A 15,107-nucleotide genomic window follows, 5' to 3' on the forward strand; every position below is an offset into this window, starting at 1 on the left:
ACTATTTTTACAGGTTAACATTGGCGTTGGTGACCCCAGGTATGGATCAACTTAATTGGCTATGACAGCTGCCCGAAGCGCAAAACAGGAAGCGCGTCATCCGCGCACGGTGGCCATCACCGGCGGCAAAGGCGGGGTGGGTAAAACGTCGGTCGCTCTGAACCTGGCGCTGACCCTGGCGCGCGAGGGGCAGCGTGTGCTGTTGCTGGATGGCGACACCGATCTTGCCAACGTCAGTATCATGCTTGGCCGCTATCCGACGAAAACCGTTGCAAACGTGATCAATGGCGAATGCGCCCTGGAAGACGTTGTGATGGTCGCGGACTATGGCCTGCATATTGTCCCTGGGGCATCCGGTGTCCAGCACTGCATTGAGATGGATGCCGACGCCAGCCTGGCGTTATTGAAAGCGTTGTCCCGTCTGGAAAACCGTTACGATTACATCATTACGGATACAGCCGCTGGCCTCCAGACAACCGGTATGCACATGATTGCGGCGTCCGAGTTGGCTTGTGTTGTGGTCACTCCGGACCCGGCGTCACTCACGGACGCTTTCTCATTGATCAAGGTACTGGGTCGGCGGGGTTACAAGCGGGTGCCGAGCGTGCTGGTGAATATGGCTCAGGGAGCCAGCCAGGCCCGGTCGGTGTTCCAACGCCTGGAGGCTGCAGCTCAACGACACCTTGATTTACCCCTTCACTACCTTGGTGCCGTGTGGCGGGATGAGACGCTGCGGCAATCGGTTCTTCAGCAGCGGCCGGTGGCGTTGATGTCGCCAGGAGACCCGTCCTGTCGTCAGTTCCGGATACTGGCCGACATGCTGACCCTTCGCCTCGGGCAGGTTCCGCCACGAAAGACCGGCATCGCCGCCTACTGGCATCAGGTATCAAAAAAAGCGCCCCGTCGAAGAGCCAGCGATGAGTCTGTAAAAGTAAAAAAGACTCCCGCTGAAAGCGCAAGCGTGAGAAGCCTTCGACTGGTGGATCAGTTGGGCGATGTGTTAGCCGGGGAAGGGGACCCGCCACTGCTCCGTTATGAGGCGTTCAACCGCCTGTTTGCACTGATGGGGCGCACGCTGGACGACACCACCATCGAGATCATCCAGACCGGCCTGGGGTCATTGGAATGGGAGTCTCTGGCGTTGGAGCAGCGTCGTCACGTTGCCGCGCACCTGCGTCAGTTGGTTGACCGGGTGGCACCGCCGGTCTCCGTGCGCGAGCTACGCCGCACTCCATCGCAGGATCGGCCCAAACCCTATTACGATCGAGTCAGTTTTGGCGAGCAGGACCGGTTGGTCAGGGCGTTGAGGGAGCAGCCTGCTGACATTTCCCTCGACCGGTTGCTGCGGTCTTTGTCTGGCACGGGCGATGATCCCTCCTAATCCCATTGTCCTCTTTTTTTTATGGAACTGGTTCCTTATTTTTTCGTCATTTTATTACCGGTTTTTGTGGCGTAACTTTGCTGTATGTCACCGCACTGTCATGGAAGTTGTGCAAATATTAACCTTGATTTTTGGATAGTGGCCCACTTAATGCACCGCTCTCCCCGTACCCCGAAAAGGGGTGTCAGGTGGCTCGGGGTCGGAATAGGGCATGCGTGGCCACAGTTTGTTAAGAGAAGGAGTTCCCGACATGGTAGATCAGCTTCAAACTGCAGAATCATCTTCAAACGTGCTCGAACGGTTGCGCGGTAAGCACGTTCTGGTCACAGGTACGACCGGCTTTCTCGGTAAGGTAATTCTGGAGAAGATCATCCGCACCGTTCCGGACATCGGGGGTATTCACCTGCTGATCCGGGGCAACAAGCGCCACCCGAACGCCCGCGAGCGTTTTTTCCACGAGATCGCAACTTCCTCGGTCTTTGAGCGTCTTCGCAAGGACGACAATGAAGCGTTCGAAAACTTCATTGAAGAACGTGTGCATTGCGTTACCGGCGAGGTGACCGAGCCTCGCTTCGGGCTCTCCCACGAGCGCTTCGCAGCGCTTGCTTCCGGTGTTGATGCGTTTATCAATTCCGCCGCCAGTGTAAATTTCCGCGAAGAACTGGACAAGGCGCTTACCATCAACACCCTGTGCCTGAACAACGTGGTTGAGCTGGCGCGGCTTAACGCTGCCATGGCGGTGATTCAGGTTTCGACCTGCTACGTGAACGGCAAAAACGCCGGTCAGGTGTCCGAATCGGTGATCAAACCGGCGGGGAGCGACATCCCGTGTAGCACGTCTGGTTACTACGAAATTGATGAATTGGTGCGGCTGCTGGACGATAAGATCGCGGACGTTCGCTCCCGCTATTCCGGCAAAGCGTTGGAAAAGAAACTGGTGGACCTTGGCATTCAGGAGGCCAACCGGTACGGCTGGAGCGATACCTACACCTTCACCAAGTGGTTGGGCGAGCAGCTGTTGATGAAGGCGCTGGATGGGCGCGCGCTGACCATTGTGCGGCCGTCCATCATCGAAAGTGCCCTGGAGGAGCCAGCGCCGGGCTGGATTGAAGGGGTCAAAGTGGCGGATGCCATCATCCTTGCCTACGCCCGTGAAAAGGTCACCCTGTTCCCGGGCAAGCGCAGCGGGGTGATCGATGTGATACCGGTTGACCTGGTGGCCAACGCGATCATTCTGTCGTTGGCCGAGGCGCTTGTTGAACCGTCCCAGAGGCGTATTTATCAGTGCTGCAGCGGTAGCAACAATCCGATCTCCCTGGGTGAGTTCATTGATCACTTGATGGCGGAATCCAAATCCAATTACGGGGCTTACGAGCAGTTGTTTTACCGTCAACCGACCAAACCCTTCATTGCGGTGAACCGCAAGCTCTTTGATGTGGTGGTCAGTGGCGTGCGCGTGCCGCTCAGTTTGACGGTGCGCATGATGAAACTTCTGGGTCAGAACCGGGAGCTGAAAACCTTGCGTAATCTGGACACCAGCCGCTCGCTGGCCACCATTTTCGGTTTCTACACGGCACCGGATTACATTTTCCGTAACGACTCTCTGCAAGCACTGGCTTCCCGTATGGGTGAGCTGGACCGCCTGCTGTTTCCCGTGGACGCGCGGCTGATCGACTGGTCTGTCTACCTGCGCAAAATCCACCTCGCCGGGCTGAATCACTATGCCCTGAAGGAACGTAAGCTCTACAGTTTGCGCACGGCCAAAGCTCGCAAAAAAGCGGCCTGATCCGACCAGCGGTCCCGGCCATGATGGCGGGGGCTGCTGCTTCCTTCCTGCGCCACCGTTTACCCGGCATTGACCTTGCGATTCAGGGGGGCGCAGCTATCCTTTGTTCAGACTCCCACACAACGTGATTACCCGTTGTTTTTGTACGGATTCAGGCATCATTTCAGAGAAAAGTGCTGGCGCATTAGGACGTTAGTCTAATTCATTGTGTGGTGGCACACATGTTGAACTACTGCTATCCGTCTTCAGGGTCCCAGTGCCCGACAAGCTCTGTTTTACAAAACCGACAATGACAACAGACTCTAAACCATAGGGGGAGCACAATGACTGACAAACAGGTTTATCCGGTCAATCCGGAGGTGGCCAAACAGGCGCTGCTGAACCGCGATCAGTACGAATCGATGTATCGGCAGTCCATCGAGGACCCGGATGGGTTCTGGGGTGAGCATGGCAAACGTCTGGAATGGATCAAACCGTTTTCCAAGGTCAAAAACACCACCTACGATTACGACAACCTGTCGATCAAATGGTTTGAAGACGGCGAGCTGAACGCGGCTGCCAACTGCCTGGACCGACATCTTGACAAGCGTGGCGACCAAACGGCGATTATTTTTGAGGGTGATGACCCCGCCGATTCCCGCAACGTGACCTACCGCGAGCTGTACGAAGAAACCTGCAAGTTTGCCAACGTCCTCAAAGACCAGGGCGTGAAAAAAGGCGATGTGGTGACTATCTACATGCCGATGATTGTTGAAACCGGTGTTGCGATGCTGGCTTGCGCCCGTATTGGTGCGGTCCACTCTGTTGTGTTTGGCGGTTTCTCTCCGGAAGCCCTCGGTGCCCGGATTGCCAACGGCAATTCCCGTTTTGTGATCACCGCCGACGAAGGTTTTCGGGGTGGTCGGACGATTCCGTTAAAGAAAAACGTAGACGCAGCGCTCAGCAACGAAGCCAATGCCAAGGTCGACAAGGTCATTGTGGTCAAACGCACCGGTGGCGATGTGCCCTGGAACGATGCTCGCGATGTTAATTACGAAGAGCTCGTAAAGAACGCCTCAACGGATTGCCCTGCGGAGCCGATGAACGCGGAAGACCCACTGTTCATGTTGTACACTTCCGGCTCTACCGGCGCGCCGAAAGGGGTTCTGCACACCACCGGTGGTTACATGGTTTACACCTCCATGACCCACGAATACGTGTTCGACTACCACGACGGTGACGTCTATTGGTGCACAGCGGACTTTGGCTGGGTCACCGGCCACAGCTACATCCTGTACGGCCCGCTTGCCAACGGTGCCACCACGGTGCTGTTCGAGGGCGTGCCAAACTACCCGGATACATCCCGCATGGGCCAGGTGGTCGACAAGCACAAGGTCAACATTCTGTACACCGCGCCCACCGCCATCCGCGCACTGATGGCAGAAGGCGAGTCGTGCATGAATGGTACCACCCGGGAAAGCCTGCGCCTGCTGGGCTCGGTCGGCGAGCCGATCAATCCGGAAGCCTGGGAGTGGTACCACCGGGTGATCGGTAACAGCAAGTGCCCGATTGTGGACACCTGGTGGCAGACCGAGACCGGCGGTATTCTGATCTCCCCGTTGCCGGGCGCTATTGACCTGAAACCGGGCTCTGCCACGGTTCCGTTCTTCGGTATAAAGCCGGCGCTGGTCGATAACGACGGCAACATCCTGGACGGTAAAACCGAGGGCAACCTGGTTATTCTGGACAGTTGGCCTGGCCAGATGCGCACCATTTATGGTGATCATGAGCGCTTCAAGCAGACCTATTTCAGCACCTACAAAGGCATGTACTTTACCGGTGACGGTGCCCGTCGCGATGAAGACCGTTACTACTGGATCACCGGTCGGGTGGATGACGTTCTGAACGTGTCCGGCCACCGCCTTGGTACCGCTGAAGTGGAAAGCGCGCTGGTCTCCCACAGCAAGGTTGCTGAGGCGGCCGTGGTCGGTTATCCCCATGAGATCAAGGGCCAGGGCATTTATGTCTACGTCACTCTGGTGCAGGGGCAGGAGCCTTCGGACGAGCTGAAGAAAGAGCTGGTTCAGTGGGTGCGCAAGGAAATTGGTCCGATTGCATCACCGGATGTTATCCAGTGGGCACCCGGGTTGCCGAAGACGCGGTCTGGCAAGATTATGCGCCGGATTTTGCGTAAGATTGCAGCTAACGAGCACGACCAGCTGGGCGACACCTCCACTCTGGCAGACCCGGGTGTGGTGGATGATCTGATCAGCAGTCGTGCGTTCAAATAAGGTCTGAAAGCAGGCCAGAAACCTGTGAGGAATCTGTTGAATGGCACAAACAATTATCGTCGCCGATGATCACCCGCTGTTTCGTGCAGCTTTGAAGCAGGCGGTCAGTCAGGCGGTTCCTGATGCGAAAACGGTCGAGGTCGATAGCATCAAGGCGCTGCAGGCGGCGGTGGAGTCGCATCCGGATGCGGATCTGGTGTTGCTGGATCTCAATATGCCGGGTGCCCACGGCTTCTCCGGGCTCGTGTTTATGCGCGGGCAGTATCCGGGGTTGCCCGTGGTGGTTGTGTCGGGATCGGAGGAGATGCAGGTGATGCGCCGTTCGATTGATTACGGCGCGTCGGGCTTTATTCCGAAGTCGGCACCGTTACCGACCATTACCGAGGCGATTCAGGCGGTCCTGGCGGGGGATGTCTGGTTGCCGGAGGGGGTGGCGGATAAGATCGAGCGGATGCATTCGGACATGACGGATTTCTCCGAGAAGCTGGCGTCGCTGACGCCGCAGCAGTTCCGGGTGCTGGGGATGTTGGCCGAGGGGCTTCTGAATAAGCAGATTGCGTATGATCTGGATGTGTCGGAGGCGACCATTAAGGCGCATATTACAGCGGTGTTTCGCAAACTGGGCGTTCGCAACCGGACCCAGGCGGTGATTGCGATTCAGCAGATGGAGATTGATCCCTCGGATCAGTCCTTGTCTGGCAGCTGACGTTCACCTTTCTCGATTTGTGAAACGGGAGCCTGCGGGCTCCCTTTTTTTGTCCTCGATTTTCGGTGGTGGGTGCTGGGCGGGCGAGCCTTCCACGGGCACGCTACGAGCACATCCATGTGCGCTTCGCTTCGGCCTTCCCTGGCCGAAGAGATCCCGTGGAAGGCTCGCCCGCCCAGCACCTCCAACTACGGTGATCGTTTTTCTTAAAGAGTACATCTGTACGCAATTTTTTTCGTGGTCATTAAAAATTAATCTACCTGCCATTGTCATTAGGTATTTCATTCTGTAAATTCGGCTCACACATGTACGCTCAAATATAAAAAGCGTGCCGAGTTATTTTGTTTTCAGAACGGAAGGTGATGAATGAACGCTGCTGTGAAACCCGATTCAATGGGCAATGCCGTGTTTGGACAACCCGATGAGCGTGAGCTCCGGGACAGGATGAAGAAGGAGCTGCCGGCGGATACGTTCAAGGCGCAGACCTGGCGGGTGATCTGGTTTCTGCCGTTGCAGTTGATCATCTGGGGCGGGCTCGCGGCGATTCTGCTGGCGGGGTTGCCCTGGTACGCGAACCTGGGGCTTGGGCTGTTGGTCGGGCATACCCTTGGCGCTCAGGCGTTGCTGGCTCATGAGGTGCTGCACGGGGCGCTGGGTATGAGCAAGCGCTGGCAGAATTTCTTTGGCTGGCTCGGGTTCGGGCCGTTGATTGTGCCGCCGGAGTTCTGGCGTAAGTGGCATAACGTGGTGCACCACGGCAACACCAATGCCGGTGACTCGGACCCCGACAGTTTCGGCACCATTCGTCGCTATAAAACCGACCCCAAGCAGAAGAAGTTTACCAAGCTGGCCCCGGGTTCAGGCAGCTGGTACAGCTATCTGTTTCTGACCTATTCGTTTACCTTTCACGCGCAGTTGGTGTTGTGGTTCCAGGCGAGGCGTCGCAAGCAGTTTCAGGGGTTTGATCGCAAGAAGGCCATTCGCCAGACGTTCTGTTGCATGGCGGTGTGGGCGGTTCTGGCGGTGATTTCCGGGCCGTTGGCGCTGTTTACGGTGGTGATCCCGTTCATGGTGGCGAATGCGTTGGGGCAGGGGTATATCCTCACCAATCACTTCCTGCGGCCACAAACGGCCACCAATAACCCGCTGGACAACTCCATGAGCCTGCGTAGCAATCCCGTTCTGGATCGGTTGCACTTTCGTTTCAGCCATCATGTGGAGCATCACTTCTTTCCGAAGATGGGGCACAACATGGCACCGAGGGTGCGTAAGTGGCTGGAGGAGAATCATGGTGAGCGGTATATGGCGATGCCACACAGCACGGCGCTGAAGCTGCTTTATTCGACCCCACGGGTTTATAAGTCATCTACGGAGTTGGTGGACCCGAATAATCCTGAGCGGGTGTTTGATTTGATGCCGTTGCAGAGGGAGTTTGCGGCGAGTAATGCTCGGTAGCTCGTTGGGTTCTGTCGGATTACGCCTTTGGCTAATCCGACCTACAGTCCCGTCGTGAACCGAGCTGCGCCACGTACTCTGAGGAGCGGGCGGAAGACGCCCCTTCCGCTCGCTCCGGGCCAAGCTACTTGCTACCGGCGTACCCCAACTCCTTGTCCACCAAGTTGAACAACTCCTCACCGTCGTGCCAGCGGTCGAAGTTTTCCAGAAACTGATCGGTGAGGGCCCGTTTCCAGCCGATGAAGTCGCCGGCCATATGGGCCGTCATGATGACGTTCTCCATATCCCACAGCGGGTGATCTTCCGCCAGCGGTTCTTCCTCGAACACATCCAGGCCAGCACCCGCGATTTCGCTGTTACGCAGCGCGTCGACCAGATCATCGGTCTTGACGATCGGTCCGCGACCAATGTTGATCAGCCGGGCGTGGGGGCGCATGGCCTTGAACGCTTTGCTGTCGAACAGACCCTCGGTCTGCGGGGTTAGCGGCGCGGCGATCACCACATAGTCCGCCAGGGCCAACTGCTCGAACAGGTCGTCGTTGCTGTGCACGGCAATGAAATCCGGGTCGTCGTGGCGGGCCGTGCGGGCGATGCCGTGGGGCTTCATGCCAATGGCGCTGACCAGGCGACCAATCTGCCGCCCAATGGAGCCAGCTCCCACCACCAGCACCTGATTGCCCTGAGCGCGTTCAGTGTCCCGATGCTGCCACGTGTGATCCATCTGCAGGCGGATAGAGCGTGGGAAATCCTTGGCGAACATCAGAATGGTGCAGAGCACGTATTCCGCGATGGTGCGGTCGAAGATACCCCGGGCGTTGGTAACGGTCACACTGCTACTGGTCAGGGCGGGGAACATCAACGCATCCACGCCGGCGCTGGTGGCGTGAATCCAGCGCAGTTTGTCCGCGGTGTGCCAGGCGGCCTCCAGGGCTTCAGTGCGGAAATCCGTCACCATCATCACATCGGTGCCGGGCAGGCTGTCTCGGAGCGTCGGCTCATCGCAGGCAAACCGTACCGTGGCCCTCGCCCTGAGGGCGTCCATTCCGGGAGGCTCATTCTCGCCCGGGGCTGTCAGAACGGTGACGACCGGTTTGCTCTGTTGTGTCATTTTTCCTCCGCTAACTTGTGACCTGGGGTGGGTCGCGCGCAGCCCGAATGGAGGCGCGGCGACCCTGGCTTCTACAGTCTGGTTCGCGGCGCGCAGGCGGTCAACCTGCGTTGGTTCGACAAAAGGATGAGACCGGAAAGTGCCCCCCGATATCGCACTGAAATCTTTCTGGGTTTACGTCTTGTACGCCCTCTGTTTACTGGCTAACCTGCAGAGGTAGCTTCTTTTTTGCGCTGTTTGCAGGAGATAGATTTATGGCAGAAGCCGCCAACAACGAAACTGGCCAGTCCAAGCCGAGAAAGGTGAAGTATCGTAAGAGCAAGGCCAGTTGGAACCCCGCCATGCAGGCGGTTCCGGTTCCGGGCATTCGTCGCATGGTGAATATGGCGGCCACCATGAAGGATGTGATTCATCTTTCCATCGGCCAACCCGATCTGCCCACCCCGAAGCACGTGATCGATGCCTATGTCGATGCCCTGCATGCCGGGCAGACCGGCTATACCATGGATGCGGGCCTGCCGGAACTGCTGGTTGCGCTGCGGGACTACTACGGCAAGCGGTACAACCGGAAGCTGACCCGTGACAATATCCTGATTACCAGTGGTGCCACAGAGGCGATGTATCTGGCGATTTCCGCCACCTCCGCGCCGGGGCGACAGTTTATCGTGACCGATCCGTCGTTCCTGCTCTATGCACCGCTGATCCGAATGAACGGCGGCGAGGTCAAGTTCGTGCCCACCCGGGCGGAGAACAACCACCAGCTGGACCCGGACGAAGTCATTCGTGCCATGGGCTCGCGCACCTTTGCGCTGATCCTGAATAACCCGAACAACCCCACAGGGGCGGTTTACCCACGCAGCACCGTGGAGACCATCCTCGAGGAATGCGCCTATCGCGGTATCCAGGTGTATGCGGATGAGGTTTACGACCACCTGATTTTTGATGATGATGATTTCGCCAGCGTGCTCAACTGCTCGATGGATCTGGACAACATCATGTGCATCAGCAGTTTCTCGAAAACCTACAGCATGGCTGGGTTGCGCGTGGGCTGGGTCATTGCCAGTCAGGCGGCGATCAAATCTCTGCGCCGATTCCATATGTTCACCACGTCGGTCGCCAACACGCCTTCGCAGTTTGCCGGAGTCGCCGCGCTGACGGGTGATCAGCAGTGCGTCAAAGATATGGTGGACATCTACCGTGAACGTCGTGACAAGGTGGTGGAGCTGATTGATCAGACCCCACACCTGACCGGCTACAAACCCGGCGGTGCGTTCTTTGCCTTCCCGGATTTGCCGCCCCATGTGGACGGTTCCGATCTCGCATTGCGCATGCTCAAGGAAACCGGGGTGTGCATGGTGCCGGGGGACGCCTTTGGCGAACACTGCACCAATGCCGTGCGCATCAGTTTCTCGACCACCTGTGAGAAACTGGACGAAGCGTTTGACCGGGTGATCCCGTGGATGGCGAAACAGCAGTTCTGAGGTGGTTATGTCGGCCCTGGACTCAGTTCTCATACAATGTCCGTACTGTTGGGAGACGCTGGAAATCAGCGTCGACCCCTCGGTGGCGGAGCAGGAATACGTTGAGGACTGCCAGGTCTGCTGCAACCCGATCCTGCTGAAAGTGCTGCTGGATGAGGATCTGACGCCGCATGTGGAAGCCAGCGCAGAAAACGACTAGTGGCTTCCTGACAAATCCTTAACCTACCCGACCACCGGGATGTCTTAGTCTACCCCTTTCGTATGTGTGTTCACTCCGGAGAAATTTTCATGTCAGCCAAGCGTTCCTACTTTTTGCCTGCCGTTCTGATCATGGCCGTCAGCCTGGTCAGTGGCTGTGCCAGCCTGTCACCTTACTCAATTTCTGAAGGGCAGCTTGAAAGTCACTTGCAGGATGCGGTGACTACCTTTGATCGTGAGCAGTTACAAAGTGGCTCGCCGCTGAGCCTGAGCCTCAGCAATGCCGACATTACCCTGGGGCCCGATGGCCGCGATGTGGCAGTCATCGACCTGAGCGGGCAGGTTTCACTCAATGCCCTGATGACCAGGTTACCAGTAGACATTGCGTTGAAAGTGGAAGGGGCACCGGTGTATGACGCCGAAGAAAAGGCGGTTTACATCCGCCGGCTGCAATTGCTTGATAGCAGCATCGACTCGCCGTTCTTCAAGGGTGATCTCAAGCCGGTCACAGACACCGTCATGAGAGCGGTTGCCCAGATGCTGGAGACCATGCCGGTGTACCGTCTGGATGAGACCGACTTTGCCCAGCGCATGTTCGGCATGGTGCCCATGGATGTGAGGGTTGCGCCGGGACGGCTGGAATTCGTGATGTCGGAGTGACATCACGAAGAAGCGTTACGGTCAGATCTCCAGGCGCTTGCAGATAGCGTCACCAATCTCCCGGGTGCCTCTTTGTGAGCCGGCACTCTCGGCAAGGTCGGCGGCAACGGCATCGAACAGCGCCTTGCCGGCCGCGGCCAGTGCCGGGTCTTTTCTTCCCAGCCATTCCAGCATGCGCGCGGTAGTGAACAGCATCGCCGTCGGATCAGCCAGGCCCTGGCCAGCAATGTCGGGAGCACTGCCGTGGGTGGGCTCGAACATGGAAGGCATGTCGGGGTCAGTCGGATTCAGGTTGCACGAGGGCGCAACCCCCATGCCGCCAGACAGAACCGCAGCCAGGTCCGTCAGAATATCGCCCTGAAGGTTACTGGCAACGACGACATCAAATGTCCAGGGGCACTGAACAAACTTCATGCAGGCGGCGTCTACCAGCTCATGGTGGGTGGCCACATCCGGGTACTCCTGGCTTATTTCCTCGAAGGCCTCGGTGTACATGTCACCCCAGTAGCGCAGTGCATTGCGTTTGGTGATCACGCACACCTGGCTTTCGCAGCTGCGTCCGTCCAGGGTTTTGAACTGTCGCGTGCGCCCCTGCTGTGAACGCTCCGTTGCGCGAAGCCGGGCCTGGTCGAAGCCATAACGGATAATCCGGTCGGTGGCGCGTCGGGTAAACACCTCCATCTGGGTGGCAACTTCGTCCGGGGTGCCTTTGCGCAGTCGACCGCCCTGGCCGACGTACTCGCCCTCACTGTTTTCACGGATCACCAGCATGTCGATATCTTTTGCCCGCTCATCGGCCAGAAACTGACGAGCGCCGGGATGCAGCCGCGCGGGTCGCTCGCACACCCATTGATCGAACCCCTTGCGCATATCGAGCAGGGGGGCCAGAGAGATACTGTCCGGGAGCAGGTAGCGTTGTGGATCATCCATCGGTCCGGGGTCGCCCAGGGCCCCCAGCAGAATCGCATCAAACGCGCCAAGCTGCTCCAGCGCATCGTCCGGCATGGATTCGCTATGCTCTTCATGCCAGGCGTGGGAGGGCCAGGGAAAGCGAGTCCACTCCAGGGCCAGGTCGTGCTTTGCCCTCAGGGTTTCCAGGCAGCGTACTGCCTCGGCCACCACTTCAGGGCCAATGCCATCACCCGGGGTGACTGCGATTCGGGATTTCTGGGCCATTCCGCAAACTCCTGTTGGCTTTTAATCGTAGGGATCTGTCTGTGTCAGTGTAGTCTTGTGGGTGGTGGATGCCAGAGCTTTACACAGTCACACTTTTATCAAAAAGAGCTTGGCAGCTATAGTGGTAAGTATGATTTGGTTATCAACTGAGTTTGCCCGGCGCGAATTCGAGGCACATCCGGAGCCTTATTTCCCGGACTAACGACTGTCGAGGTACTGTTTTGTTTTATCGTCTGATTACTGTGGTTGGCGGTCTGGTTTTTGTCATTGTGCTGTTCGCGTTGATCTGGTTTTTCTGCAAGCAGTTTCTGCTGCGTCACGGGGTACAGGAGCAGGTTTCAGACCGGGCGACAGTGCTGGCCACCTGGACCTTTGCCGGTATCAGTGTCGGGCTGGTGTTTGCCGTTGTGGGCTCGTTCGTGCTTGGCCCCTGGGCATTCTATCGTACCCTTCGCGGGCAGGACGTATCGGTTTCCGACGGTGCCGCCATCTGGTGGGGGTTTGGAATTGTGGTTGCCGCCATGGCCATCACCGCCGCAGGCTTCTTCGGCTTCCTGATGTTGGTGGGTGCCTACTGACCGGCGCTTATGCGATGTGCTTGAGCTGTTCGCGGAACCAGAGCAGCGCTGGTTCCCGTTCATAGGCCTTGTGCCAGTATAGGTGAACATCCAGGTCTGGCAGGTCCGCCGGTGGTGTCAGTATCCGAATGTCCGCGCGCTCAGCGATGATTCGCGCATAGGTCTCCGGCATGGTCAGTAACAGATCCGATCCCTCAACCACCCGGCAAGCTGCGTAGTAATGCTGGCAACGTAGCCGAATGTGCCGTTGCACCCCGAGGCGCGACAGCTCGAAATCTTCAATGCCCGGGCCTTCGGTCCGTGACGACACCAGAACATGCTGGGCGGCAATGTACCGGTCCATTGTCAGCTTACCCTCGGTCAGCGGATGGCCCGCTCTGGCCAGTACCACCAGGCGATCCCGCCGCAATAATTCATGGGCGGTCTGTTTGCTCACCGGCAACAGGACGTCCACCGCGAAATCCAGCTTCCCGGCGGCCAGTTGGGTTTCCATGTCCCGCCGGGGAATACGCTGGCTGACGATTTCCAGTTCCGGGAATGGGTCAAGTCGTTGCATAAGCTGCGGCAGAAACGTTGATTCCAGAACATCCCGCAAGGCAAGCGAGTAGGTCTTGCGCTGGCTGGTGGGGTCAAAAGCGTGAAACTGGTTAACCGCACTCTGGATCTGGGTCAGTCCTGGCCGCATGGATTCCAGAAACCGCCGTGCCAGAGGCGTGGGGACCATCTGGTTGCCCTGACGGGTGAACAGTGGGTCGTCAAAATGCTCTCTTAGCCGGGATAGGGAATGGCTGACTGCGGGCTGGGTCAGGTGCAGCGCCTTGGCCGCACGGGTCAGGCTACCCTCCCGGTAGATGGTGTCGAAAACATGCAGAAGATTGAGATCCAGCCGGTTCAGCGCCATGGCAGGGGCCCCTCCGTAAATAAGTATGGTTAATGATAAACGATTAGAATAATTCAGTCGCGTAATAACGTGTTGAGCCATAGACTGGCGGAATAGTGCACAGTCAACATACAAATAACGAGTACAACTAACGCGTACAACCAACGAAGGTGCGGCGATGGATTTCAATATTTCCGAAAAGGGTCAGGACTATCTCAACCGCGTGAAGCAATTCATGAGGGACGAAATTTTCCCGATCGAAGAGCAGTATCATCGGGAACTTGCAGCCCTGGACAACCGCTGGGTTGTGCTTCCGATCATCAAGGAACTGAAGGAAAAGGCCAAAGCCCAGGGCCTGTGGAACCTGTTTTTCCCGGATGAGCAGTACGGTTGTGGCCTGCTCAATTCCGATTACGCCCTGATTGCGGAAGAAACCGGCCGGAGCTTCATCGCCCCGGAAATTTTTAACTGCAACGCGCCAGACACCGGCAACATGGAAGTGCTGATCCACTATGGCTCACAAGCGCAGAAAACCGAATGGCTGCCTCGCCTGCAAAGCGGCGAAATCCGTTCCGCGTTCTGCATGACCGAACCGGATGTGGCGTCCTCCGATGCGACCAATATGGAGGCTACGGCGGTTGTGGAAGGCGACGACGTGGTGCTCAATGGTCGCAAATGGTGGAGCACCGGTATTGGCCACCCCGATTGTAAAGTCGCGATTTTCATGGGCCTGACGGATACGGAGGCTCACAAGCATCGTCGTCACTCCATGGTTCTGGTGCCGCTGGATACGCCGGGTGTGAACATTGAGCGCATGCTGCCGGTATTCGGCGCTTACGATGAGCCTTACGGCCACGGTGTGGTGTCTTTTGACAATGTTCGGCTGCCCAAAAGTGCCTTCATCGCCGGCCCTGGCCGTGGTTTCGAGATTGCCCAGGGGCGATTGGGGCCAGGTCGGGTTCACCATTGCATGCGCGCCATCGGCGCGGCAGAGCGTACGCTGGAGTTGTTGATCAACCGCGCGACCACCCGGGAAGCCTTTGGCCGGCCACTTGCCAAACTGGGTGGCAACCCGGACATCATTGCCAACGCGCGCATGGCCATCGAGCAGGCCCGCCTGTTGACGCTGAAGTGCGCCTGGGCGCTGGACACCAAGGGTATTGCGGGAGCACTGCAGGAGGTGTCCATGATCAAGGCAGTGATTCCCAAGATGCTCCAGCAGATTGTGGACGATGCCATTCAGATTCACGGCGGTGGCGGCGTCAGTGATGACGACTTCCCGCTGACGCAGTTGTTCGCTTATGCTCGTGTATTGCGGTTGGCGGATGGCCCTGATGAAGTGCATCGGGCTATGGTGGCTCGTCTCGAACTTCGCAAGTATAAGTCGTGAACCTGTGGGGTTAGTTCTGGCCCGCAGGTTCTTAAGCT

13 protein-coding genes are annotated in these 15,107 nt (G+C 57.7%); 10 read left to right on the plus strand and 3 right to left on the minus strand.

From position 1 onward, the window contains the following. Window positions 1-61 precede the first annotated feature (61 nt). From WD429_RS15765 to WD429_RS15785, 5 genes are all read left to right on the plus strand, one after another. Window positions 62-1,381, plus strand: coding sequence for an AAA family ATPase (locus tag WD429_RS15765; protein ID WP_368423138.1), 1,320 nt, complete (start codon window positions 62-64; stop codon window positions 1,379-1,381). A gap of 250 nt (window positions 1,382-1,631) precedes the next feature. Beyond that, complete coding sequence (locus WD429_RS15770) at window positions 1,632-3,167, plus strand: fatty acyl-CoA reductase (protein ID WP_368423139.1); 1,536 nt, start codon at window positions 1,632-1,634, stop codon at window positions 3,165-3,167. A 323-nt stretch (window positions 3,168-3,490) separates the two neighbouring features. After that, the gene (gene acs / locus WD429_RS15775) at window positions 3,491-5,437 is read left to right on the plus strand and encodes an acetate--CoA ligase (RefSeq protein WP_368423140.1); all 1,947 of its coding nucleotides are present in this window, start codon (window positions 3,491-3,493) and stop codon (window positions 5,435-5,437) included. Between the two features lie 40 nt (window positions 5,438-5,477). Then, a complete protein-coding gene (locus tag WD429_RS15780; protein ID WP_368423141.1) occupies window positions 5,478-6,143 on the plus strand; it encodes a response regulator in 666 nt (221 codons plus the stop codon). A 366-nt stretch (window positions 6,144-6,509) separates the two neighbouring features. Further along, a complete protein-coding gene (locus WD429_RS15785; RefSeq protein WP_368423142.1) occupies window positions 6,510-7,598 on the plus strand; it encodes a fatty acid desaturase in 1,089 nt (362 codons plus the stop codon). Window positions 7,599-7,722: 124 nt separating this feature from the next. Here the strand turns inward: WD429_RS15785 and WD429_RS15790 are convergent, their stop codons facing one another. Further along, a complete protein-coding gene (locus WD429_RS15790; protein ID WP_368423143.1) occupies window positions 7,723-8,706 on the minus strand; it encodes a D-2-hydroxyacid dehydrogenase in 984 nt (327 codons plus the stop codon). A 254-nt stretch (window positions 8,707-8,960) separates the two neighbouring features. Here WD429_RS15790 and WD429_RS15795 point away from each other — a divergent pair, with 254 nt between their 5' ends. The 3 genes from WD429_RS15795 to WD429_RS15805 all read left to right on the plus strand — a co-directional run bounded on the left by WD429_RS15795 (window position 8,961) and on the right by WD429_RS15805 (window position 11,045). After that, the gene (locus WD429_RS15795) at window positions 8,961-10,187 is read left to right on the plus strand and encodes a pyridoxal phosphate-dependent aminotransferase (RefSeq protein WP_368423144.1); all 1,227 of its coding nucleotides are present in this window, start codon (window positions 8,961-8,963) and stop codon (window positions 10,185-10,187) included. Window positions 10,188-10,194: 7 nt separating this feature from the next. Further along, window positions 10,195-10,386, plus strand: a complete 192-nt coding sequence (locus WD429_RS15800; RefSeq protein ID WP_368423145.1) for a CPXCG motif-containing cysteine-rich protein — start codon at window positions 10,195-10,197, stop codon at window positions 10,384-10,386. Between the two features lie 89 nt (window positions 10,387-10,475). Next, complete coding sequence (locus WD429_RS15805; RefSeq protein ID WP_368423146.1) at window positions 10,476-11,045, plus strand: DUF1439 domain-containing protein; 570 nt, start codon at window positions 10,476-10,478, stop codon at window positions 11,043-11,045. A gap of 21 nt (window positions 11,046-11,066) precedes the next feature. Here WD429_RS15805 and WD429_RS15810 read toward each other — a convergent pair whose 3' ends face one another. Beyond that, a complete protein-coding gene (locus WD429_RS15810; protein ID WP_368423147.1) occupies window positions 11,067-12,221 on the minus strand; it encodes an isocitrate/isopropylmalate dehydrogenase family protein in 1,155 nt (384 codons plus the stop codon). A gap of 221 nt (window positions 12,222-12,442) precedes the next feature. On the opposite strand from WD429_RS15810, the gene WD429_RS15815 reads away from it, so the two are divergent. After that, entirely contained in the window at window positions 12,443-12,799 is a 357-nt protein-coding gene (locus WD429_RS15815) for a hypothetical protein (protein WP_368423148.1), read from the plus strand. A 7-nt stretch (window positions 12,800-12,806) separates the two neighbouring features. Here the strand turns inward: WD429_RS15815 and WD429_RS15820 are convergent, their stop codons facing one another. Continuing rightward, the gene (locus tag WD429_RS15820) at window positions 12,807-13,700 is read right to left on the minus strand and encodes a LysR family transcriptional regulator (RefSeq protein WP_368423149.1); all 894 of its coding nucleotides are present in this window, start codon (window positions 13,698-13,700) and stop codon (window positions 12,807-12,809) included. Window positions 13,701-13,857: 157 nt separating this feature from the next. Between WD429_RS15820 and WD429_RS15825 the strand changes: the two genes are divergently transcribed. Then, window positions 13,858-15,069 carry an acyl-CoA dehydrogenase family protein gene (locus WD429_RS15825; RefSeq protein WP_368423150.1) on the plus strand — a complete coding sequence of 404 codons (1,212 nt, stop codon included), beginning with the start codon at window positions 13,858-13,860 and terminating at the stop codon, window positions 15,067-15,069. Window positions 15,070-15,107 lie beyond the last annotated feature (38 nt).

This window comes from Marinobacter sp., assembly GCF_040904845.1.
Taxonomy (GTDB): domain Bacteria; phylum Pseudomonadota; class Gammaproteobacteria; order Pseudomonadales; family Oleiphilaceae; genus Marinobacter.